16 protein-coding genes are annotated in these 22,106 nt (G+C 46.7%); 11 read left to right on the top strand and 5 right to left on the bottom strand.

Annotated features, from left to right (window positions below; all coding sequences use genetic code 11):
* Positions 1–128: 128 nt before the first annotated feature.
* Positions 129–1,883: a formate--tetrahydrofolate ligase gene (locus tag JNN12_14425; protein MBL7979531.1), complete on the top strand. Its 1,755-nt coding sequence runs from the start codon at positions 129–131 to the stop codon at positions 1,881–1,883.
* Positions 1,884–1,986: 103 nt separating this feature from the next.
* The gene (locus JNN12_14420; protein MBL7979530.1) at positions 1,987–3,132 is read left to right on the top strand and encodes a hypothetical protein; all 1,146 of its coding nucleotides are present in this window, start codon (positions 1,987–1,989) and stop codon (positions 3,130–3,132) included.
* A 124-nt stretch (positions 3,133–3,256) separates the two neighbouring features.
* Here JNN12_14420 and JNN12_14415 read toward each other — a convergent pair whose 3' ends face one another.
* From JNN12_14415 to JNN12_14400, 4 genes are all read right to left on the bottom strand, one after another.
* Positions 3,257–5,959, bottom strand: coding sequence for a hypothetical protein (locus JNN12_14415; protein ID MBL7979529.1), 2,703 nt, complete (start codon positions 5,957–5,959; stop codon positions 3,257–3,259).
* Positions 5,960–6,664: 705 nt separating this feature from the next.
* Complete coding sequence (locus JNN12_14410; protein ID MBL7979528.1) at positions 6,665–7,279, bottom strand: hypothetical protein; 615 nt, start codon at positions 7,277–7,279, stop codon at positions 6,665–6,667.
* Positions 7,260–8,483 (bottom strand): 6-bladed beta-propeller, encoded by a 1,224-nt coding sequence (locus tag JNN12_14405; protein MBL7979527.1) that lies wholly within the window; start codon positions 8,481–8,483, stop codon positions 7,260–7,262. Before JNN12_14405 ends, JNN12_14410 begins: the two co-directional genes overlap by 20 nt.
* A gap of 72 nt (positions 8,484–8,555) precedes the next feature.
* Positions 8,556–8,921: a hypothetical protein gene (locus tag JNN12_14400; protein MBL7979526.1), complete on the bottom strand. Its 366-nt coding sequence runs from the start codon at positions 8,919–8,921 to the stop codon at positions 8,556–8,558.
* A gap of 667 nt (positions 8,922–9,588) precedes the next feature.
* Here JNN12_14400 and JNN12_14395 point away from each other — a divergent pair.
* Positions 9,589–10,107 carry an NUDIX hydrolase gene (locus tag JNN12_14395; protein MBL7979525.1) on the top strand — a complete coding sequence of 173 codons (519 nt, stop codon included), beginning with the start codon at positions 9,589–9,591 and terminating at the stop codon, positions 10,105–10,107.
* Here the strand turns inward: JNN12_14395 and JNN12_14390 are convergent.
* Positions 10,077–10,415 carry an antibiotic biosynthesis monooxygenase gene (locus JNN12_14390; protein MBL7979524.1) on the bottom strand — a complete coding sequence of 113 codons (339 nt, stop codon included), beginning with the start codon at positions 10,413–10,415 and terminating at the stop codon, positions 10,077–10,079. The genes JNN12_14395 and JNN12_14390 overlap by 31 nt on opposite strands.
* A gap of 239 nt (positions 10,416–10,654) precedes the next feature.
* Between JNN12_14390 and JNN12_14385 the strand changes: the two genes are divergently transcribed.
* The 8 genes from JNN12_14385 (at position 10,655) to preA (ending at position 21,973) form a co-directional block, all read left to right on the top strand.
* Positions 10,655–11,917 carry an acetyl-CoA hydrolase/transferase family protein gene (locus tag JNN12_14385; GenBank protein ID MBL7979523.1) on the top strand — a complete coding sequence of 421 codons (1,263 nt, stop codon included), beginning with the start codon at positions 10,655–10,657 and terminating at the stop codon, positions 11,915–11,917.
* Positions 11,918–12,251: 334 nt separating this feature from the next.
* Positions 12,252–13,745 (top strand): CoA-acylating methylmalonate-semialdehyde dehydrogenase, encoded by a 1,494-nt coding sequence (locus JNN12_14380; protein ID MBL7979522.1) that lies wholly within the window; start codon positions 12,252–12,254, stop codon positions 13,743–13,745.
* Positions 13,709–15,082, top strand: coding sequence for an aminotransferase class III-fold pyridoxal phosphate-dependent enzyme (locus JNN12_14375; GenBank protein MBL7979521.1), 1,374 nt, complete (start codon positions 13,709–13,711; stop codon positions 15,080–15,082). The genes JNN12_14380 and JNN12_14375 overlap by 37 nt, the downstream gene beginning before the upstream one ends.
* A 71-nt stretch (positions 15,083–15,153) precedes the next feature.
* Positions 15,154–16,860: an NCS1 family nucleobase:cation symporter-1 gene (locus JNN12_14370; protein MBL7979520.1), complete on the top strand. Its 1,707-nt coding sequence runs from the start codon at positions 15,154–15,156 to the stop codon at positions 16,858–16,860.
* Between the two features lie 23 nt (positions 16,861–16,883).
* Positions 16,884–18,266: a dihydropyrimidinase gene (gene hydA / locus JNN12_14365; protein ID MBL7979519.1), complete on the top strand. Its 1,383-nt coding sequence runs from the start codon at positions 16,884–16,886 to the stop codon at positions 18,264–18,266.
* 72 nt (positions 18,267–18,338) lie between these two features.
* A complete protein-coding gene (locus JNN12_14360; GenBank protein MBL7979518.1) occupies positions 18,339–19,172 on the top strand; it encodes an acyltransferase in 834 nt (277 codons plus the stop codon).
* An 85-nt stretch (positions 19,173–19,257) separates the two neighbouring features.
* The gene (locus JNN12_14355) at positions 19,258–20,592 is read left to right on the top strand and encodes an FAD-dependent oxidoreductase (GenBank protein ID MBL7979517.1); all 1,335 of its coding nucleotides are present in this window, start codon (positions 19,258–19,260) and stop codon (positions 20,590–20,592) included.
* A 28-nt stretch (positions 20,593–20,620) separates the two neighbouring features.
* On the top strand, positions 20,621–21,973 hold the full coding sequence (gene preA / locus JNN12_14350; GenBank protein MBL7979516.1) for an NAD-dependent dihydropyrimidine dehydrogenase subunit PreA: 1,353 nt from the start codon (positions 20,621–20,623) through the stop codon (positions 21,971–21,973).
* Positions 21,974–22,106: the final 133 nt, after the last annotated feature.

Below are 22,106 nucleotides of genomic sequence, written 5' to 3'. Positions count from 1 at the left end.
TCATGCTCACGCCCAAAATTGCCGTCAAATTCCCTACAAAGTAGCGCGTAGGGTACTTACAAGTGAGCGGATCAAAAAGGACTACTTTCCCCCTTTACAACATATCTAACAAGCCGTCCTTGATCATCATGAATATATCCTCTTTCCCAAGTGATCTGGCCATTTCGCGCCAAGCCAAACTTCGTCCTATTCAAGACGTTGCCGCCGACTTAGGGCTTTCTCCTTCCGATCTACAGTTATATGGAACCACGAAGGCGAAAATTAAACTTTCTGTCTTAGACGATCCACGGTTTAAAGATCGGTCAAATGGGCGATATATAGATGTGACTGCTATTACGCCTACGCCGTTGGGCGAGGGGAAAACCACAACCCTTATTGGGCTTACACAAGCATTAGGCAAACTGGGGCATAAAGCCGCTTGTTGTATTCGACAGCCTTCGATGGGCCCTACGTTTGGGATTAAAGGTGGCGCTGCTGGCGGCGGATATGCGCAGGTGGTACCAATGGAGGAGTTTAACCTGCACCTGACTGGCGATATCCATGCCATTAGTGTGGCGCATAATTTGGCGGCAGCTGCAATTGACGCACGATTATACCACGAAAGTCGTTTGGGGGATGTTGCGCTGGAAAAATTAGGATTAAAGCGGTTAAATATAGATCCATATAACATCACATGGCCACGTGTGGTGGATGTGAATGATCGTTCGTTGCGACACCTGACCGTGGGCCTGGGAGGGGCATTAGATGGGATTCCTCGTGAAGGTGGTTTTGATATTGCCGTGGCTTCCGAACTGATGGCCATCATTGCTCTTGCCACCGATCTCCAAGATCTGAGGCGTCGCGTAGGACGAATTGTCTTTGGACTGAACCGCGCCGGGCTACCGCTGACATTGGAAGACCTACAAGTGGCAGGAGCGGTAACAGTCTTGTTGCGGGATGCGCTATTGCCGAACCTAATGCAAACATTGGAAGGCCAGCCAGCCTTGGTACATGCCGGGCCATTTGCAAATGTGGCGCATGGGAATTCATCTGTCTTAGCCGATCGTATTGCTTTGAAGTTATCGGACTTCGTGCTCACGGAGTCTGGTTTTGGATCGGATATTGGTATGGAAAAATTTGTACACGTAAAATGCCGGACAAGTGGTCTGGTGCCAGATGCGGTGGTATTGGTGGCAACTGTTCGTGCTTTGAAAACCCACGGGAATGGTCCTCCTGTAATCGCAGGACGGCCTTTAGATGTGGCTTATACCCAAGAAAACCTACCCTTGCTCCGAGAGGGTTTGCCTAACCTCATAAGGCACATCGAGATTGCCCGGAAGTTTGGCATCCCAGTTGTTGTTGCGATTAATCGCTTTCATACCGACACCGACGCCGAGATTGCGGTTATTCGAGAGGCCGCGCTGAGAGCAGGTGCCGAGGATGCGGTCCCCACAACACACTTTACAGAGGGAGGGGCTGGTTCTGTAGAACTGGCGTATGCGGTAATGAAGGCTGCCGATCAACCCAAAAACTTTCGCTATTTGTATCCCTTGGAATTGGGAATTGCGGAGAAAATTGACATCGTGGCACGGGAAGTCTATGGAGCAAAAGGGATTGCCTTAGACCAGAAAGCGCGAAAGCAGATAGAGCGCTACGAGGCTGCCGGATTTGGAAACTTGCCCATTTGTGTGGCCAAAACCCATTTGAGCCTTTCTCATGATCCGACAAAAAAAGGTGTCCCGAATGATTTTATCTTTCCGATTCGTGAAGTTCGGGCTGCTGTTGGAGCTGGTTTTATTTATCCCATTGCTGGGGAGATGCGTACCATGCCTGGTTTGGGTGCAAAGCCGGCTTATATGCAAGTGGATATTAACGAGAAGGGCGAAGTGGTAGGCTTGTTCTAAATTTAAGCTACTGAGTGTTTCAATCGGATCTTACCCAAGAATTTAGGGTAGCAGAGTAAGGCTTTTTGTACCTTTTCTCCTGCTTTAACAAAACACTGCTTGTGTGGCTTACTTATACGAAAGAAATCGTCGGTTTTTTGCCCAAATTGCTGGAGGGAGCGAAGGACTGGGAATCCGTGAATTGGTTAAATTGGGCGCAACCGATGTGGAGGCTGCCTATCGGGGTGTGTATTTTCGTGCCACGAACGAGGCACTCTACCGAATCGCGTATAATGCCCGTCTGCTCTCGCGAATCTTGGCACCATTGGTGTCGTTTGATTGTCACAACGAAGAAGGGTTATACCAATTTGCACATACCCATATGAGGTGGGATGATTTCCTAACGCCCGATCATACCTTTCTGATTTTTTCAAATGTAGGGAATAGCCGCATTAACCACTCGCAATATGCAGCCCTAAAACTTAAGGATGCAATTGTAGATCAGTTTCGAGATCAATATGGAGCACGGCCAAGCATAGATAAAGAAGCACCAGATGTGTCTTTTAATCTGCACATAGACCGGAACAAGGCAATCATTAGTTTAGATGTTTCTGGTGGATCGCTTCACCGGCGTGGGTATCGGCGCGTTTCGGGGCCTGCACCCATGCAAGAGACGGTTGCAGCAGCCATTCTTGAATTGGCCGAGTGGAAAGGCGATACGCCCCTTTATGACCCCATGTGCGGCTCTGGAACGCTTTTGGCCGAGGCGTTGATGGTGGCAGGAAAGTTGCCTGCCGGATGGCCACGGCCTCATTGGTGTATTCCACACTTGCCCGATTATAATAAACGACTTTGGGAAGTCGTCCGTAAACAGTCAGATGCGGCCATACAGCCCGTTCGCCAAAGTCTAATCCGGGGGAGTGATGTAGATCAAAAAGTGCTACGTGCGGCGCGAGAAAACCTAAATCGTCTCCCAGAAGCCAATAAGGTGGAAATGCGTTGCCTGGATTTTCGTGAGATTCCAAATTTGGAGGATCATACGATTGTGGTAAACCCACCTTATGGTATCCGGATGGGAGATACCCGCGAAACCGCAGCTTTGTACAAAGCATTCGGTGATTTCCTTAAACAATATTGCAAAGGTTCTACGGCATATATCTATTGCGGCAACCGTGAACTTATCTCTGCAATCGGCCTGAAGCCCGCATTCAAAAAACCGCTTGTTAATGGGCCTTTGGATGGTCGTTTGGTGAAAATAGAGCTGTATTGAGGGGTGTAATTCGGAAGCGTCTATGATAGCGCATCGTGCATCGCACTTGAAAATGTCAAAGGGACGAGTTTGCAGCCCTTCCCTTTGACATTTTTTGTAAAAATGCACTGGTTTTATGATGCCCTCAATGGCTAATGCGTAAGGTAATTTGTACGCGGTTGGGGGCATTGGGATGAGGCACAATACTGATCTTTTGCCCCGTCTTGAACTGGGCTACATCTCCGAAAATTTGTTTTCGCGAAATGTCGTAATATAAAAACAAATCCTCTCTGTTTTCCGCCGGAGTAATGGTACATGGGTCAAGCAGGTCCTCTCGATCTTCTGCATTGGGTGGTTCAGTGTCTATGTCGTCTAATGCAATGCGGATAGGAATCATAGTGCCAAAAACCATTTCGCTAAAAACGGCAGCTTCTCGAACATGAGATTGGTTGTCTTTGAAGCGTTTAACGCACGATATACCCGAAATGTCCACCCTAAGGCGAAAATCTGCACCTGTTAGAGTGGGTTTTTTTTGACCCAATCCTATAAAAAGTGCTTCCGCCTTTCGTAGCTCTTCGTCTTCGGGGTCTAATTCTTCTAAAGCCTTAATTTCTAAAATTTCTACCTTTACCTTGTTTTTAAGGACATTGGCCTCGGAAGGTGGGCGGGTGTTTTGGGGATCATATAGGCTTATTCGGGTACTTCCTTGCTGGGTGAGATAAGGGCCTGCAAATTGCAGCAGGTAGTCACGTATCCATCTTCCGGTTGCAGGGTTAAACATCAAAGATCCGTGATTGTCCAACTCCCAAGGCAAAAGCGTTCCGTAACGATCCCCGTAGATGCCAAACCAATGTGTGCCTTTTATACCGATACCATGTGAAGAAGGGAAAGAAACAAAGCCGTCGCTGTCATATTCATTGTCTGGTGAATTGTGCCCTGAGGCATACCCACTGCTGCTTAAAGAGCCATAATAACCTGCTCCGAGTATTGTGGTAGCGAGTACATCACCCGTTGCAGAAGCGCTTAGACCATATCCATTTCGTAGCGTACCAATTTTGGTGCCTGAAAGGGCGCTACACAGGCGTGGGGCGGTGCGGCGGTCGCCTTCTGGAATGCGCCCCGATTGTGACACCATTCCCCAAGGACGACAAGGTTCTGTTGATCCAGTTAGCCGTCCGTATCTGAGCCGGCTAATGAGCAAATCGGTCAACAGCAAAACACTTGCTTCCATACCCGCACGATTAGTCATCAGGCCCAAAACGTCTATCTCGTCGGAGGCCAGAAGATGTCTCTGGCGGTCGAAGAAGTAATGTCCGGGACTTCTTCCAGCCATCGTGTAAACCGGAATCAGGCTACCATCCGATCGTTTTGAAGTGTGGGGCGGAATAAAAGAGGTATTGTGCTTATGAATCTGCATTAAGTCATCAAAAACAGGACGATACGCCGAAATCGCGGCTTGTGCGGCTGAAATGACATTCTGGGCAGACTCAATTTTCTTCCGGACGTGTTGATCCACAGAAAGATTTCCTGAAACCCCAACCGGAAGGTACTGTTTTGGTGGTTTCAAAGAACCAAGTTCATTTTTTAGGGCCTGAAAGTCGCTATGGAGTTCGTTGGCAAAACGTGGTGTTGGCGACCCTTCATGTGGGGTGGAGAGGGTGCTTAGCCAAACCGTTCGGTCTCGGATAAATGTAGCTTTCTCGCGTAATGGCGCTGAAAGTTGCTTACCAGAGACGGGGTCACGATTTTCTGGATTACTTAAAATGGCTCTGGCTACAATCCCCCCAAAACTATGTCCCAGAAGATATATTTGTGGCTGATCTTTTTCATCTAACGCACCGAAAATGGCTTGGTATGTGTGGTAGATTTGAAGAATTGCTTGCTCTGTTTGCTCAACCAGATGCAGGTGGCCTTCTCGAAAGGTAATCATGGCTGCCGTAAAAGGTTGCTTGGCACCTCGTGCTCTCTGGGCAAAAGGTCCGTTTGGTAAATCCACCAAAACAGGGGCTAAGTCTGGGAAGGCGATCTCGTCTATGGTCTGGTTCAATGATTGGTATTGTTTTTTATCGAAAACAAAATCCCATTTTGAGGCAGGGAAAGACGTTCCATTAACCATCGAAAGGGTTCCATTTGGGTTCTTGCGTGGATGCAGGTATGTAAAGTTGTCCGCTTGGTGCATGCCCAATAAATTACTTAAAAGCGCGCTACCCCAATAATAGCGGGGGTGAAAATGTGTTGCGATACGTGCGTCAGGGTCATGGTTGGGAAAAGGGGTAATGCCATGTAATAATACAATCACCTTATTGCGGGTAGGACTAAACGCAAAAGCCGTATGAGTGGGGATGGATAAGGTGACGGCTTCATATTCTTGAGGTACTGTTGATTGATCTGAAAAGCTTGAACATAAATATGCCGTGCTATCATAGACCTTTTCGGTAGCCTTTGGAAAAATCGTATAATGGTAATCAATAATCTTTCTTCTATCTTGTACCATGTTCTGAACCGAAGCCTCAGGATGAGAAAAGGTTTTATCCACGAGTGGGAGGATTATTTTCTTATGGCGTGTTTCAGACAAAGCAATTTCAATTTTTCGATTTGTACATTGGTCATTATATAGTTGTTCTGTGGCGAGTGAAGAAACGATGGCGCTGTCTTTTTTGATGAGTTCCGCATTGGCGCTCTGATCAATCTTGGCAGGTACTGAAAGTCCTATATGGGAGGAGGTGTTTTCTATACCAAGAGACCCATAATTCCAATAACTTGATGGTATCTGACCGTAGAGTGGGTCTTTGCCCGGATAAAGACAAAGTACAAGAATAAAAAACAGCAAACGATAAAGTCTGTTCATAGGTGTATGGAAAGGGTTTGAGAATGGGGGGTATAAAGAAAGGTTGTAGCTTGAAAAATCGTAAAAGTTTAGTCCTATCCCCAATTTATGTAAAAGATGGAGCTTAATACTCCCAAGTTGTGTAAATTTGTTTAGTACAATGATCTGGTGTATGACGCTATCAAATGACAATCGGTATTAAAAGACTTGGTCGGTGCTTTGTTGATCTGGATTTGAGGCATTGGAGGCCGAAAACGTTGCCCTCAAAGCGGAGAATGCCGAATTGCGTTTGAACCTTAATAGGAAAAACAGCCATAAACCTCCATTGTAAGATGGTTTGAAAAAGCCCGGCTTACCCAATGCCCTATGTGGCCCACCTGTTGCGGGAACTAACCCATTTCATGTAAAAAGGTTCAAAGTGGGCCAATGCACCGCTTCATCCTTGACTTTTACCAAAGTAGCCCCAAAGCGACTCCAATGGTGGTGGCAGGTAGGCAAACTGGGGAACAGGAATTTAGCAAACATTCAATGAACGTATTCCCAAACATGATCAACGTCTTTGATAGAAAATCTATCACTTTTCAGGCAGGCTAAGTTTTTACAATAAATTTTTCAACAACCTGATTACAAATAAATTTCAGGATAACCAGCACCATTTTTCCTAAAAATGAGATCGCCAAACACGAGAAAACCCGCTATCGATTGGAGTAGGGGAAGAGAGAAGCGCTAAAACAACTCACGCATTGATTCTTCGGCATAATGAAAGTTGTCATAAAGGAAATCTAATTTTCGCCACATCATTTGTTCTTTCGGATTGGGGGAAGGCTTAATATAATATGAATCTATTACTCTGAAATGCCGATCTACAATGAGAATTTGAGGTAATTTTACTTGTGATTTCTTACTTGTCTGAATATCAATTTCTTCATAGAATAGTTCTTTGGCTCTTGGAAAACGTATCCCAAAGGCCATCTGATCCTGCTCGGTATGAATATCTGTTGATATGAATTTAACATCAATATGCTTATCAGACAGATGTTTTACGGTTAAATAATTAGCAAAACGATCGAATCTGTTTGAGCAACCGTTTTTTGAGAAAATTAGGTAAACCTTTGGGCGGCGTGAAGCATGGTCAAGTATTTCTTGTGTGCCCCATTGCTTAATCTTTACCCTAAAAAATTGAAACGATGGAGGTGAATTTTCTTCCTCTATCCTATTAATCTCTTGTCTTAAAGCCTGTACATGCTCTTTGTTATAATAAATTACATATAAAAGGCTAATATTTGCGATGATAAATAAAGCTAAAAAACTATATAACACCTTAATTGAAAAAATCTTCATTGATTTTGTATCTCCTTAAAATAGGGTTGTCTAATATATCTTTTTTGGTGAATGAAAAGTCTAATTCATAGATATAGTCTGCATCTGCATAAATAAAATTCGGAAAGCTTTTTACAGTAAAATCATCTTTTTTTATATTTTTATATATAAAAAAATCTGGTTCAACATGATATTGTTTATTTGTTCTTGTGTCGTAAATGTGATATCTGTTATGTGGTGTGTTGTTTTTGTCAGTATATTGAAATTTTCGTATCAAAAATCTATTTTTTAAAAAGTAAGCAGCATAAAATGAATACTTCTCATTAAATTTTTCCCAAGAATCGTTTAAAGTTATCTGTATAGCTGGCGGCAAAGGTGGGATTGGTTCAAAAAAATATGGCGAAGGTATTGTCGTTTTGGCTACAACTGCAATCTTTGGTTTTATATTAATTTGTTGAATGTCTTTTAGCAAAGTATAGGACCAATGTAATTCATTATCTATTGTAAAGAATTGTGAGTTTAAGTAGCCATGAAGTTTATAAGTTTTATAACGACTCATATCCTGCTGTTGAGCAATTAAGTGATCCGAATAAGTCTGAAGGTTTTTTAAATCTAAATCTATTGTAGCAAAAATATAATCATGCCAACCGTAGGTTAAGTTCAAATATATTTTGTTGTTAAAAACATATATTTTTCCTACATTTCGGAGTAAAGGATTTTGCAGTTGGGATAAATAGACTCCTTGTGAATTAAAAGATTGGATTTTCCCAACCATACTATCAACGACATACAAGGTATCTTCTGAAGCGAATAAAGAAGTCGCTTGGTTGTACTCTCCGGGGCCTTCTCCTGTTTTGCCTATTTGACGGATAAATGCGCCTGTTTTCTTATTAAATTGCACTAAATATTGCCCCATTCCACCAATGTATATACTTGTCTTATTTGTACTCAAATTAACACCGCCATTCATAATCAAGCTGTTCTCCGTTGCCTCCAATGAAAGTGGGGTAGCTTCGGCAATTATATCGGATAAACGAATAGTTCCTTTTGTATTGAGATGAGTTACACTGCTTTCGGCATCTTTGGTTTTCTTATTCGCTGTTTCGTTTTTTTGGCATGAAGTGTTCAATAAACTAAATAGTATAATGCTACATAAAGATATATAATTCATTGAATTATTAATTTTATAAGCCTCACTAAATTGATTTTGCATTGTATTTTTCATATGTTATTTTGGTTTTAAAACAAATCTCCAGTAAAAATGTAAATCATTGTACGACATTTGATGATTTACATTTCATGTCGTACAATGATTTCTTAGTAATGATTCAATGTATGCAGGCAACATTGTTGCACCAAGGATTTGGTGAATGATGCCAGTCTCCAGCAGCACAACCCTCATGCTTTTCTGGATTTCCTTGTGGGATATAATCACAAACATGAGTTTGAACTGTACGCTCATTACCGTTAACTTGTTGTCTTGATTGCGAGTATGATGCACTTCCTCCAGTTCCTCCAATTCCAGAATAGCTTCCAGAGCCTGAATAAGCATTTTCTCCATAAGACCAAGGACATCTATGTGTCCAAGATGCTCCGCGAACGTAGTAATGAGTAGCACGACCACCACCATTTCCTCCAGTACTACCTTTACATCCGTTACCATCGTCACCGTATGCTGTGCAAGCTGCCCAAACAGCCCGTGGCGAAAGAATCAATACAGCCGAAACGGCCAATAAAGATAGACACATCGCGAAACTGAATACTCGCATATAGCGCATTGACCTGAATCCCTTCATAACATCCTCCGAATTTGTTTAGTGAATTGAATTGAATTGAATTGAATTGAATTGAATTGAATTGAATTGAATTGAATTGAATTGAATTGAATTGAATTGAATTGAATTGAATTGAATTGAATTGAATTTACAACCACTGTAAAGTAAAGTCAATAGTGGTATAAAATTTTTTTGATTATAATAATATGATTTTTTCCTCATTTTTTTTGTACGGAAAACATGGCTTTGGTCTTTCTGGATATTGGATTAGGTATAGTAGGGATAAAAAAAGCCCCTTCTCGTACCAAATACATGGTGCCGTGGGTAGGTGGCAACGCTCCATATTTCAAGTACCAATTGTAAATTGGGTCTCGTGATTGCTGGATATAAGCTTATAAGTTTATTCTGCAACGTGTGCATCTATGGATGGTAGTTTGATAACCATACAAAAGATTTCATTGGCAATATAAAAAACATGCTGAACTTCACCGCCCATTGCACTTTGGGGAATACGTATATTCGGAAGTTCAATCACGTCTTAACCCGCTACACCCAATGCCCCGTCCGGAAATCGTTGTACAATATGGCCACCGTATTCGGGTGAGGGCATGTGGTCTTTTATTTGATTCGTCCAGTCATCCGGAATCGTTGTTGATGGTTTCTTTTCGGGATATGTATGACCAATCTTTTTGGATGCCACCAGGTGGAGGCGTGGAATTTGGCGAAACACTTGAAGCAGCCTTAAAACGCGAAATACGGGAGGAAACAGGCTTAACGGTGGTGGTTGGCCCCTTAATCTATGTTTCCGAGTTTATAAATGGTCCATTTCACGCACTTGAGTATTACTTCTTATGCCAAAAAGCAGGAGGCCAACTCCAAGTAGGTTCCGATCCAGAGTTGGCCACGCAGGTCTTGGAACAGGTCGCGTTTATACCACTTTCTTCCTTTGAAGATCAAAACATCCGTCCTTCGTTTATCCGTGATTATTTGCAAATGGACCAACGTGTTGGCTTCAAAATGGGTATTCGCTTCTTCAGAGACCATCAAATATCCGCTCCCAGCCCAGACCCATAATCCCGCTCCACCAAGCAAATACGGGTTTTATAGGCCGAATACCACTGCTTACGGCCCTTTTCTTGTGCGATCAGATGCTCGGCATGAGACTTCCAGGCATGTATAGCGGCCAAACTATCCCAATATGAAACCGTAATCCCCAAGCCATCCCTCGCAGACTCGGTTCCCAAAAATCCGCTTTGCTCTGCTGCAAGTGCCACCATGCGTTCTGCAGTTTCCTTATAGCCTGCTGGTGTCGGGTCCAAAATACTGGTAAAGATGACCGCGTAATACGGGGGGGCAGGTGTTGATGCAATGAAACCGTTCATCGAATATTAAAGGTTATAGGAGTGATGAAGAAGCAGAATCTACATATCCGGAAGCGCTTTTATCATGCACTTTATCCTGGGATTGATGTATTTTCCAATCTAAACACATTTAAAACGCATCAGAATTTATCGTACATCCGATGCAGTAAAATGAATTTAATCGTACAGTTGTTTCTGATCGTATCATGGAGCGCTAAAACAGGAACCCCCTTCCACAATCTATCATAGACCTAAATATCATGGAAATGACGGCCGAACAAGCGGTTTCTATTGTCAAGCCTTGGAACCGCGTTTTTATCCATACCGCCGCTGCAACCCCACAACGTTTGGTGGCAGCCCTCTCGGCACGCGCCGGAGAATTGAATGACGTTGAACTGATCAGCCTGCACACCGAAGGCCCTGCGCCTTATTTAGACCACCCCGAAAGTTTTCGGCTGAATGCCATGTTTGTGGGTGCCAATGTCAGAAAAGCTGTTCAAGCGGGCCATGCAGACTATCTCCCTGTGTTTCTCAGCGAAACCCCATTGCTCTTCCGTCGGGGTATTTTGCCTTTAGACGTGGCCTTGGTTCAGGTAAGTCCGCCCGACCAACATGGGTATTGCTCACTCGGAGTCTCTGTAGATGTATCGAGGGCAGCCATTCAAACCGCCAAACATGTGATTGCACAGGTCAATCCTAACATGCCACGCACCCACGGCGATAGTTTGATTCATACCAGCAATATACATGCTTTCGTAGCGTGCGACGACGCTATTCCTGAAATTCCGCCCTCTACCCCCACCGATGTAGAACATGCCATCGGACGCTTTTGTGCCGAATTGATTGAAGACGGAGCAACCTTGCAAATGGGGATTGGCACCATTCCCGATGCCGTGCTGGCCGCCCTTACCGGCCACCGAAACCTAGGGGTACATACCGAGATGTTCTCGGATGGCCTGATTCCACTCATTGAGCGCGGAGTGGTTACAAACTCGGAAAAAGTGAACAACCCAGGCCATGTGGTGGCCTCTTTCGCTATGGGAACGCGGAAACTTTATGATTTCATGGACGACAATCCGCTGATCCGGATGTTAGACTGTGGGTATGTAAATGACTCAGCGGTGATCCGCCGTAACCCCAAAGTAACCGCCATTAACTCCGCGATTGAAGTGGATGTTACCGGACAAGTGTGTGCAGACTCTATCGGGATCAAGCAGTTTTCAGGAGTGGGTGGCCAGATGGACTTTATCCGAGGTGCTTCTCTTTCCGATAATGGGAAACCGATTATCGCGCTTCCGTCCACCACGAAAAAAGGTGAAAGCCGGATTGTCCCACACCTCAAACACGGTGCAGGCGTTGTAACGACCCGGGCACACGTTCACTATGTGGTAACAGAATATGGCGTAGCCAACCTGTACGGAAAGAACCTGCGCCAGCGTGCACGTGCGCTCATCGAAATTGCGCATCCCGATCACCGCGAAGGTTTGTTAAAAGCTGCACATGAGCGAGGGCTTGCGGTCTAAGCCTTTGTTCTATGGCCATAAACCGATTTGCCTTAGTCCCAAAACAGGGCTAAGGCTTTTTTGTCTGATAACACCAGTCAACCAACGCCTCTAATTTCGCTGCACGAGAAGTCTATGCCAATGGAGGATGGTTTGCCAATGGAAGATGGTTTTTATAAAATTTTAGACCTGAATTTCGTTGAGCATTTTGTTGATTCTTTGCCACTCATTCGAGTTATAACACCTTCATCACAAGGATTAACCGTTTTTTTCGACAAACGCTTGCTTTTTTTTCGTCATATCCCGATCTTAGTCCTTTACCTTCAATTCACATATTCATAATATTGCGCAGCAAATGACAACAATCGCTGAACCTATTTTCGGAACCGCTTCCAAAAAAGTGTATGACGTAAAAAACTATATTGGTGGTCAATTTATAAATGGAACCGAACGCTCTCTGGAAATCCTCTCGCCCATAGATGGCGTCCAATTAGGACACGTCCCCCTTTCGACGGTAACCGAGTTGGATGCGGCCGTAGCTGCCGCAAAAGCTGCTTTCCCGGCTTGGAGTGCCAAGACCATGAAAGATCGTGTACAGATTTTCTACCGTTATCGGACGCTTCTGGAGCAACATATGGCCGAACTCTCGGAGTTGATCCAATTAGAAAACGGCAAAACGTTTGAAGAAGCCCGTGCAGAGATAGAGAAAAGTATTGAACTAACCGAATTTGCCTGCTCGCTCCCGCAAATGATGGCGGGCGAGATCATGGAGGTGAGCCGAGGGGTAGAGTGTCGGATAGACCAAAAGCCCTTGGGTGTGGTGGCCTCTATAGCGCCGTTTAATTTCCCGCATATGGTTCCGCATTGGACGATTCCGAATGCGTTGGTATTGGGAAATTGCATGATTTTCAAGCCTTCGGAGGTGGTGCCGATTACCGCCAACCGCATTGCCGAAATGTTGAAAGAAGCTGGGTTGCCGGATGGCGTGTTTAATGTCATAAATGGGGATCGCGAGATCGTGGAAGCCATTTGCGATCACGAAGGCATAGAAGCGGTCTCGTTTGTTGGTTCAACACGGATTGCGAAAGTGGTTTATCGTCGGGCAACGAGTAACCTGAAGCGGGCACTTGCACTGGGCGGTGCCAAAAATCATTTAATCGTGATGCCAGATGCACATCCCGAAATGACGGCGAGCAATGTCACGGCCTCTATGTCGGGTTGTGCGGGTCAGCGCTGTATGGCTGCCTCGGCAATGGTGGGCGTAGGTAACATTGAGCCTATCATTGAGCGTATTTGTGACGAAGCACGTAAGGTGGTTCCGGGCGTAAATCTTGGATCAGTCATTAGCCAAGCGGCCAAAGAACGCATTGAGCGGTACATTACCGAAGCAGAAGCGGCTGGAGCGAAGGTTTTGGTGGATGGCCGGAATGCGGTTGTTGCCGGAAAAGAGGGAGGTTTTTATGTAGCGCCAACCGTCATAGACCATGTAACACCAGACATGGCGATTGCCCAAGAAGAGGTTTTTGGTCCAGTTTTGGCCATTATGCGCTCCACTTCATTAGACGACGCTTTGCAGATTGAGAATGGATCGGACTATGGAAATGCGGCGGCGGTCTTTACGCAAAATGGTGGAATTGCGCGTCAGGTGATGGAACGGGCAAGCGCGGGTATGATTGGGGTGAACATTGGCGTACCCGTCCCCCGCGAGCCGTTCTCGTTTGGCGGCTGGAATGAGTCTAAGTTTGGCGTGGGTGATATTACAGGCGTTAGCTCGATTGAGTTCTGGACGCAACGCAAAAAAACCTCGATCAAATGGAATCCCGAATCACGTACAAACTGGATGAGCTGATGACACGCGCACAGGAAATCTTAGAAAACAACCTGAATTATACCCTTTTTTCGTGGTCGAAGCAGTCCGGCCTGAACCCGCTTAATATCCAGACCGCAAAGGGAGTCTATCTTCATACCCGCGACGGGAAACGATACATAGACTTTTCGTCGCAGTTAATGAACATGAACATCGGGCATGGACATCCACGGGTAAAGGAAGCGGTTATGCGCCAGATGGACGAAGTGGCCTTTGTGCATCCGGGAATGATTACGGAAGCTCGTGGGAAGTTGGGTAAAAAATTGGCCGAGATCACGCCCGGTAGCTTGCAAAAAGTGCTTTTCACCAATGCCGGAGCCGAGTCCATAGAGAATGCCATCAAATTTGCACGGCTTTATACTGGACGTTATAAAGTGGTGACGCTCTACCAAAGTTATCACGGAGCCTCGTATGGCGCACTTTCTGCCGGCGGCGATCCCCGCGGCATTCCGCATGACCAACAAGGGGTTCCCAACATAATCCATGCCGAGAACCCGTATTTTTACCGTTGTCCGTGGCATAGTGAAACACCAGAAGAATGTACCGAGCGTGCCGCCGATCATATGGAGCGGGTGATTCAGTATGAAGGCCCCAATCAAGTTGCGGCGGTTCTGTTGGAGGGCGAAAGCGGAACCAGTGGTTGTATTAAATATCCACCCGGATACATCAAACGAATCCGCGAAATCACATCCAAATACGGCATTTTACTGATCGCAGACGAGGTGATGAGTGGATTTGGGCGTACTGGAAAGTGGTTCGGGATGGATCATCACGGGGTGGAGCCAGACATCATGTGTTTTGCCAAAGGGCTTACGTGTGGCTATGTGCCGTTGGGCGGGATGATGGTAACGGAGTCTCTGGCCAATGCCTTCAATGATCGTCCGTTGCCGCTGGGGCTTACGTACTCGGCCCATGCCGTTGCTTGTGCTGCTGCAAACGAGGTACTCTCCATTTATGAAGACGAACACCTGATCGAGAATGCGGCGCAGATGGGGCAATACATGGAGGTAGAAGTGGCCAAATTACAGGAAAGACATCCCTCCATTGGAGATTTTCGGAATACAGGGCTTTTGGGCTGTATCGAATTGGTCAAGAACCGTGAGACCAAAGAACCGATGGCTCCGTTTAATGCCACACCCACCGAAATGGAGGTAATGAACAAGGTGGCCGCCAAATTGGGCGAGTTGGGGCTGTTCACTTTTGTGCGCTGGGGGTATATTTTTACTGCTCCGCCACTCTGCGTAACCAAAGAACAGATTGACGAAGGTTTAAATATTATCTCTAAGGCCATTTCGATTGCGGATACCTATTGTCATTAATTTGTAGAGGGGCTTTTGTTTGGAAATTCCATCGAAGTCCCTTTTTAATTTTCTATAGACCTTCATTTCTTATGTCGTTACCCTCCGATGTGTTATCGTCGCCGCTGTATAGCGAAGATATGGCTCCTGTTCCACCTGAAAAACGAACGTGGCAAAAGTGGGATTTGGCCGCTCTTTGGGTGGGTATGGCGGTTTGTATCCCCACCTATTTATTGGCTTCGTACATGATGCGGTCGGGTCTTAGTTGGCAAATGGCCTTGCTCATTATCGGCTTGGCCAATGTGGTGATTACCATTCCGATGGCGCTGAATGGTGATGCGGGTGTACGGTATGGGATTCCTTTTCCAGTGATTGGACGGGCGGCATTTGGTATAAGGGGCATTCATTTGGCCTCGTTGGTACGGGGTTTTGTGGCGTGTGGTTGGTTTGGGGTACAAACATGGATTGGCGGTCTTGCCTTTTATTCTATCTGGAATGTACTTACCGGTAGTGAAGGCGTGGTGGGCCTCTCGGTTGGGAAGTTTCTGGCTTTTGCGCTGTTTTGGCTACTAAATATATATTTTATTTGGCGCGGAACCGAGAGCATTAAGTGGTTGGAGGACTTTTCGGCTCCGATTCTTATAGTGATGGGTTTGGTGTTTATTTATTGGGGCTATCAACACGGAGGTGGGTTTGCGGAAGTATTGCGGATGGGCGAGCAGATGCAAAAACCTACGGTGGTTTGGATGCCTAATGCGTCAAACGGAGAGGAAAATGCCACGCTCAGGGTGAAGTTCAATCCGCTAAAACATCCCGATGGGCGTTTAAAAGCCTCGGAGGTGCAACTTGCGGTTTCTGGGGAGGGGGAAGAGACCTCCATAGGGTGGCAGACGATTCCGGCCAGTGGTTTAGTGGAAATTCCGGTGCAATCTTTATCTGGCGTTGAACCAACCATCAAAGCCCAGTTCCGAAATAGCAAAGGCCATACATCGTCTTGGGTTGCGGCTGCGCCCGAAAACGCCAACCAAGGCGTTCCATTTTGGCAGTATATATTGTGGTTTACGGCCATGGTGGGCTTCTGGGCTACGATGTCTATCAGTATCTCGGATATTACCCGCTTTGCGAAAAGCCAAAAAGATCAGGTGGCGGGGCAGTTTATCGGATTACCCGGAACCATGATATTCTATTCGTTTGTAGGCATTTTTGTAACGGCTGCGGCGTTGGTGGCCTTCGAAGACGTACTGACCAGCGAGGATGCGCCTTGGGATCCGGTCTCGTTGGTGGCCAAGTTCCAAAATCCGGTGGTGGTGGTGTTTGCGCAAGTGGCCATGATTATTGCCACGCTCAGCACCAATATTGCTGCCAATGTGATTGCACCTGCCAATGCGATTTCTAATCTATTCCCGCAAAAAATTAGTTTTCGGGCCGGAGGTGTTCTCGCCGGAGTCGTGGGGATCGCCTTATGCCCGTGGTGGTTGATGGACCAAATCAGCTCCATTCTGGTTTTTGTGAGCGGCTTACTGGGGCCTGTTCTTGGTATTTTGCTTTGCGATTATTTCGTGATCCGAAAAAAACAACTCGCCCTTGCAGACCTATACCGCACAAACGGGCCATTTGCTTATGGTGGGTCAGGCGTTAACCTGGCGGCAATCGTGGCACTTTTGGTGGGTGTTTTGGTAGCGCTTTCAGGTTATTGGATTCCTGCACTGGACTTTCTCTATACGCTTTCTTGGTTTACTGGATTTATAGTGGCCTTTGGGGTGTATTTTGCCCTGATGAGAAATCGGAACTATGCTTAGTCACTCTTTTAACGCTTAAAATCATGTCTATCCTTATTCAACATGGGACGATCGTTACAGCGGATGCCGTTTATCAGGCCGATGTTCTGGTGGAGGGCGAGACGATCTCGGCCATTGGACAACATTTATCCGTACAGGCAGATCGCGTATTGGATGCGTCTGGACTACTGGTGATGCCGGGTGGAATTGATCCGCATGTACACTTGGATATGCCGTTTATGGGCACTTTTTCCAGTGACGACTACACATCGGGAACCACTGCTGCCTTGCATGGCGGAACGACGATGGTGATTGATTTCGTCCTTCAGACGCAGGGCAAGTCGTTGCGCCACGCACTCGAAGCGTGGCAAGGACGTTCCAACGGAAAAGCGTGTTGCGATTATAGCTTCCACATGGCCGTTACAGACTTTAACGACGAAACACGCAAGGAAATTCGTGAAATGGTGGAAGACGAAGGCATTATATCGTTCAAAACCTTTATGGCTTATAAAGGGGCCTTGATGATAGACGACCGCCAGATGGTGGGGTTGATGAATGAGGTGAAAGCCCAAGGCGGAATGGTGACGGTTCATGCCACAAACGGCGATTTAATAGACTTCTTGGTGGCCAAATTTCGTGCCGAGGGCAAAAGAGCGCCGTTGTACCATTATTTGTCGCAACCCGAAATCACGGAGTCTGAGGCATCTGGGCGTTTCGCAGATTTGGCGCATTATACGGGCGTTCCGGCCTATATCGTCCATATGACGTGCGAGGGTGCGCTCAACCAAGTGCGACGGGCTGCACACCGTAACCAAAAAGTCTATGCCGAAACTTGTATCCAATATCTGGTGCTGGATGCCACGCTCTACGAACAAGACTTTGACGGAGCGAAGTGGGTGATGAGTCCGCCCCTGCGCGAGAAAAAAGACCAATCTGCACTTTGGGCCGGAATTAACCAAGGCTCGGTTCAGGTAGTGGCCACCGACCATTGCCCGTTTAGTTGGGCACAAAAGCAAATGGGCATAGAAGACTTCTCCAAAATCCCCAACGGCCATCCGGCCATCGAACACCGTATGGAGTTGTTGTTCTCGGAAGGGGTGAACAAAGGTCGGATTTCGCTGAATAAATTTGTGGAGGTTTCTGCTACGAATGCCGCCAAAATCTTTGGAATGTTCCCTAAAAAAGGAACCATTGCCATTGGAGCCGATGCGGACTTGGTACTGTTCGATCCGAACGAAGTCCATACCCTCTCTGTCAAGACCCACCACATGAATACCGACTACTCGGCATATGAAGGGTTTGAAGTAAAGGGTAAAACCAAAACGGTCTTGATGCGGGGCGAGGTGGCCATCGAAAATGGAGAACGCAAGGTATCTCCCGGTTACGGCAAGTTTATCAAACGAAAAAAAGTAAATGGTGTGATTTAAACGCCTTTTTACTCCATTAACCCTATAAACCTATTTCCCATGCCCAGAAAAATAAAATCCGGCCTCATACAAATGAGTTTGCCCATGACAGAAGGCGAAGGCTCCATATCCGAAATTATGGAGGCGATGGTTTCTAAGCACATCCCCTACATCGAAAAAGCAGGCCAGCAAGGGGTGCAGATTTTGTGCTTGCAAGAAATTTTTAATACGCCCTATTTTTGTCCGGGACAAGACAACAAGTGGTATGCCTCGGCAGAGGCCATCCCCGGTCCAACGGTGGAGCGAATGCAGGAATACGCCAAAAAATACCAAATGGTGATTATCGTCCCGATTTATGAGCGGGAACAGGCGGGTTTTCTTTATAACACGGCGGCAGTAATTGATGCCGATGGCTCCTATTTGGGTAAATACCGCAAAAACCACATTCCCCATACGTCTGGTTTTTGGGAGAAATACTTCTTCCGACCGGGAAACTTGGGCTATCCGGTGTTTCAAACCGCATATTGCAAAGTGGGGGTTTATATTTGCTACGACCGCCATTTTCCAGAAGGAGCACGTGCGCTTGGCCTGAATGGGGCCGAGATTGTGTATAACCCTTCGGCAACGGTAGCCGGGCTGTCGCAATACCTCTGGAAGTTGGAGCAACCCGCTCATGCCGCCGCGAATGGCTATTTTATGGGCTGCATCAACCGAGTGGGGGAAGAAAAACCGTGGAGCATTGGCAAATTTTATGGTTCGTCTTACTTTGTGGATCCTCGCGGGCAAATTTTTGCCATAGCCTCCGAAGACCAAGACGAACTTTTGGTCGCAGAGTTTGACTTAGACATGATAGAAGAAGTACGATCCACGTGGCAGTTTTTCCGTGATCGCCGACCCGATTCCTACGGCCCCTTAGTCGCACCCTGATTTACGTTTTTTTGTTTATAAACACCCGCCAGATACCAAACGCGGACTCTGGCGGCGTTTTTCCATCTCCTGAACCCTTGAAAAGATGGCCCTTTACCAGCCCCCTGCCTCGGAATCTGATTTTGAGCGCAATTTCTCACAGCTTAAACCGCTGATGAACCAAACCGAGGCATACTACGAAAGTGCCCGCTGCCTGTTTTGTTATGATGCACCCTGTGTTACGGCCTGCCCGACTGGCATAGACATTCCTCTCTTTATTCGGCAAATCCATGCCGATCATGTAACGGGCGCGGCCAAAACCATCTACGAATCCAATCCGTTTGGGTATGCCTGCGGAAAAGTCTGCCCAACAGAAGTGCTGTGCGAAGGTGCTTGTGTGTATAACCTGCAACACGTAAAACCCATCGAAATTGGCCGCCTGCAAAGCTATGCAACAGGCGCGGTTATTCGCCAAGAAAAGCAATTATTTGTGTTGCCTCCAGCCAATGGAAAGAAGGTGGCAATCATTGGAGCCGGGCCTGCAGGGCTTTCGTGTGCGTGCGAACTACGGATGCGTGGCTTCGAGGTTGTGGTTTTTGAAGCAAAAGACAAACCTTCCGGCCTAACGGTCTATGGGGTTGCACCCTATAAAATTACCAATGAAGAGGTTTTGGATGAGATGGTCTATCTCGAAAAACAATTTGGCTTCCAGATTCACTACAACCACCGGATCGAAACCCGCGAGCAATTGGCGGAACTGGAACAGGCGTATGAGGCTATTTTTATTGGTATTGGTCTTGGTGAAACTGCTCCGCTTCGCATCCCCGGCGAGGATTTGGAAAACTACATGGGTGCGGTAGAGTTCGTAGAACGACTACGTATGGAACACCATGCGGTGGCCGTTCCGGCACGTGTGGTGGTGCTGGGTGGCGGGAATACAGCGATGGATGCCGCATCAGAATGTGCCAGAATGGGTGCAGAATCGGTGATATTGGCCTATCGGAGGTCGCCCAATGACATGGGTGCGTATCATTTTGAATACGATCTGGTGAAAGAAGCGGGCGTACAGAGCCTGTTTAATGCCGCACCTGTGGCCATTTTGGGGGACAACGGGCGTGTGGCAGGGGTGCAATTCCAAAAAACAATCCTCGAAAACGGGAAATTAACCCTTATTCCCAATAGCGATTTTGTGGTGGAAGCGGATTGGGTGATCCGTGCAACGGGGCAAGCACGCCAAACCTCTTTTTTGGGTCTTATCCCTAATCTTGAGACCGATGCGAAAGGCCGCATTGTATGGAACACAACCACAGGTCAAACAGGCAATCCTAAGTATTTTGCGGGAGGAGATGCCGCAAATGGGGGTAAAGAAGTGGTAAATGCCGCCGCCGAAGGCCGAAAAGCCGGTCAACACATAGCCCAATGGCTCTTGTCTCCGTCCTGATTTATCCAACCGCAAAACAAAAAAAGACATGGCAGATTTATTGGTAAACTTTGCAGGCATTCAATCGCCAAATCCGTTCTGGCTCGCGTCTGCACCGCCCACCAATAGTGGGTATCAGATTATGAAGGCATTTGATGCCGGATGGGGCGGGGCGGTCTGGAAAACATTGGGCATTCCCGTTGTGAATGTTTCGAGCCGATACGGTGCGGTCAATTACCGCAATAGCCGGATGGTGGGATTTAATAATATTGAATTGATTTCGGATCGGCCGCTCTCGGATAACCTCCGCGAAATAGAGGAGGTGAAAAAACGGTTCCCGCATCATGCGGTCATTGCGTCCCTGATGGTGGGGCCACGCGAAGAATGGCATCAGATTGTACGAGACGTAGAAAATGCGGGAGCCGATGGCATTGAACTGAATTTTGGCTGCCCGCATGGAATGTGTGAGCGTGGCATGGGATCGGCAGTGGGGCAAGAACCCAAAGTGCTGAAAACCATTGTTGAATGGGTAAAAGAAGTCTCGACCGTGCCCGTTATCACTAAATTAACACCCAATATCACCGACATTACTCAACCAGCACGAGCCGCAGTAGCAGGTGGAACCGACGCGCTCTCGTTGATCAATACCATTCAAAGTTTGGTCGGGGTGGATATTGACCGCTTTGTACCGTATCCGATTGTGGATGGCAAAAGCACAAATGGTGGTTATTGTGGGCCAGCAGTTAAGCCAATTGCCCTAAATATGACCAAAAATTGTGCGCAAGATGCCGGAGTTAATGTGCCTATTTCGGGCATTGGTGGTATCGAAAACTGGCGCGATGCCGTAGAGTTTATGCTACTCGGCGCGGGTACGGTACAAGTATGCACGGCAGTCATGCACTTTGGCTTTGGGATTATCCGCGAAATGGTTGCTGGGCTTGCGGGCTATATGGACGATAAGGGATTTAAAACGATCGAGGACTTTCGGGGGAAGGCATTGGATCAGGTACTGACATGGGAAAACCTGAACATGAAGTACAAAGTGGTGGCCGAAATTAACGAAGAGAAGTGCATTGGTTGTCAGCTTTGTTATACCGCCTGCGAAGATGGCGCACATCAGGCCATCAAACTAACGCCCGGTAGTCGGGTGCCGCATATCGTAGAGGAAAACTGCGTGGGGTGCAACCTTTGCTCGTTGGTGTGTCCGGTAGAAAGCTGCATCACCATGGAGCGCCGCGACGACGGGTCGGAACACCTAACATGGAGCGAACGCACGATGGCAGGTAATGTCCCGCTTACATTTGATGACCCACTTGCAGGTGGTCTGCATCACTCGGTTCCAAATCCTACGGAAGCCTTGAGTACACCTGTCCCGCGCCACTATCGGCTCCCCCAAGACTGAAAGTTGCTTTGGTGATAATTTAAGAAATGTCCCTGTCACACGGTTGTCATAGGGACATTTTATCTTATGGGGTTGTTGGAACAATCGTTTATTGTAGCTGTTGTGTGATATTCAGCCAGCAACTTACCAACCT

Source organism: Bacteroidetes Order II. bacterium, assembly GCA_016788705.1.
Lineage (GTDB): Bacteria > Bacteroidota > Rhodothermia > Rhodothermales > UBA2364 > UBA2364.
The sequence above is the reverse complement of the archived record's forward strand: the minus strand, read 5'-3'. Positions and strand labels throughout refer to the sequence as shown.

Coding starts and splice junctions, on each gene's coding strand:
- JNN12_14400 (MBL7979526.1), bottom strand. CDS start 8,921: ATGGTAACGGATGTAAAGGTAGTACTGGAGGAAATGGTGGTGGTCGTG.
- JNN12_14405 (MBL7979527.1), bottom strand. CDS start 8,483: ATGAAAAATACAATGCAAAATCAATTTAGTGAGGCTTATAAAATTAAT.
- JNN12_14370 (MBL7979520.1), top strand. CDS start 15,154: ATGTCGTTACCCTCCGATGTGTTATCGTCGCCGCTGTATAGCGAAGAT.
- JNN12_14415 (MBL7979529.1), bottom strand. CDS start 5,959: ATGAACAGACTTTATCGTTTGCTGTTTTTTATTCTTGTACTTTGTCTT.
- JNN12_14375 (MBL7979521.1), top strand. CDS start 13,709: ATGGAATCCCGAATCACGTACAAACTGGATGAGCTGATGACACGCGCA.
- JNN12_14355 (MBL7979517.1), top strand. CDS start 19,258: ATGGCCCTTTACCAGCCCCCTGCCTCGGAATCTGATTTTGAGCGCAAT.
- hydA (MBL7979519.1), top strand. CDS start 16,884: ATGTCTATCCTTATTCAACATGGGACGATCGTTACAGCGGATGCCGTT.
- JNN12_14425 (MBL7979531.1), top strand. CDS start 129: ATGAATATATCCTCTTTCCCAAGTGATCTGGCCATTTCGCGCCAAGCC.
- JNN12_14395 (MBL7979525.1), top strand. CDS start 9,589: ATGCCCCGTCCGGAAATCGTTGTACAATATGGCCACCGTATTCGGGTG.
- JNN12_14410 (MBL7979528.1), bottom strand. CDS start 7,279: ATGAAGATTTTTTCAATTAAGGTGTTATATAGTTTTTTAGCTTTATTT.
- JNN12_14360 (MBL7979518.1), top strand. CDS start 18,339: ATGAGTTTGCCCATGACAGAAGGCGAAGGCTCCATATCCGAAATTATG.
- JNN12_14390 (MBL7979524.1), bottom strand. CDS start 10,415: ATGAACGGTTTCATTGCATCAACACCTGCCCCCCCGTATTACGCGGTC.
- JNN12_14385 (MBL7979523.1), top strand. CDS start 10,655: ATGGAAATGACGGCCGAACAAGCGGTTTCTATTGTCAAGCCTTGGAAC.
- preA (MBL7979516.1), top strand. CDS start 20,621: ATGGCAGATTTATTGGTAAACTTTGCAGGCATTCAATCGCCAAATCCG.
- JNN12_14380 (MBL7979522.1), top strand. CDS start 12,252: ATGACAACAATCGCTGAACCTATTTTCGGAACCGCTTCCAAAAAAGTG.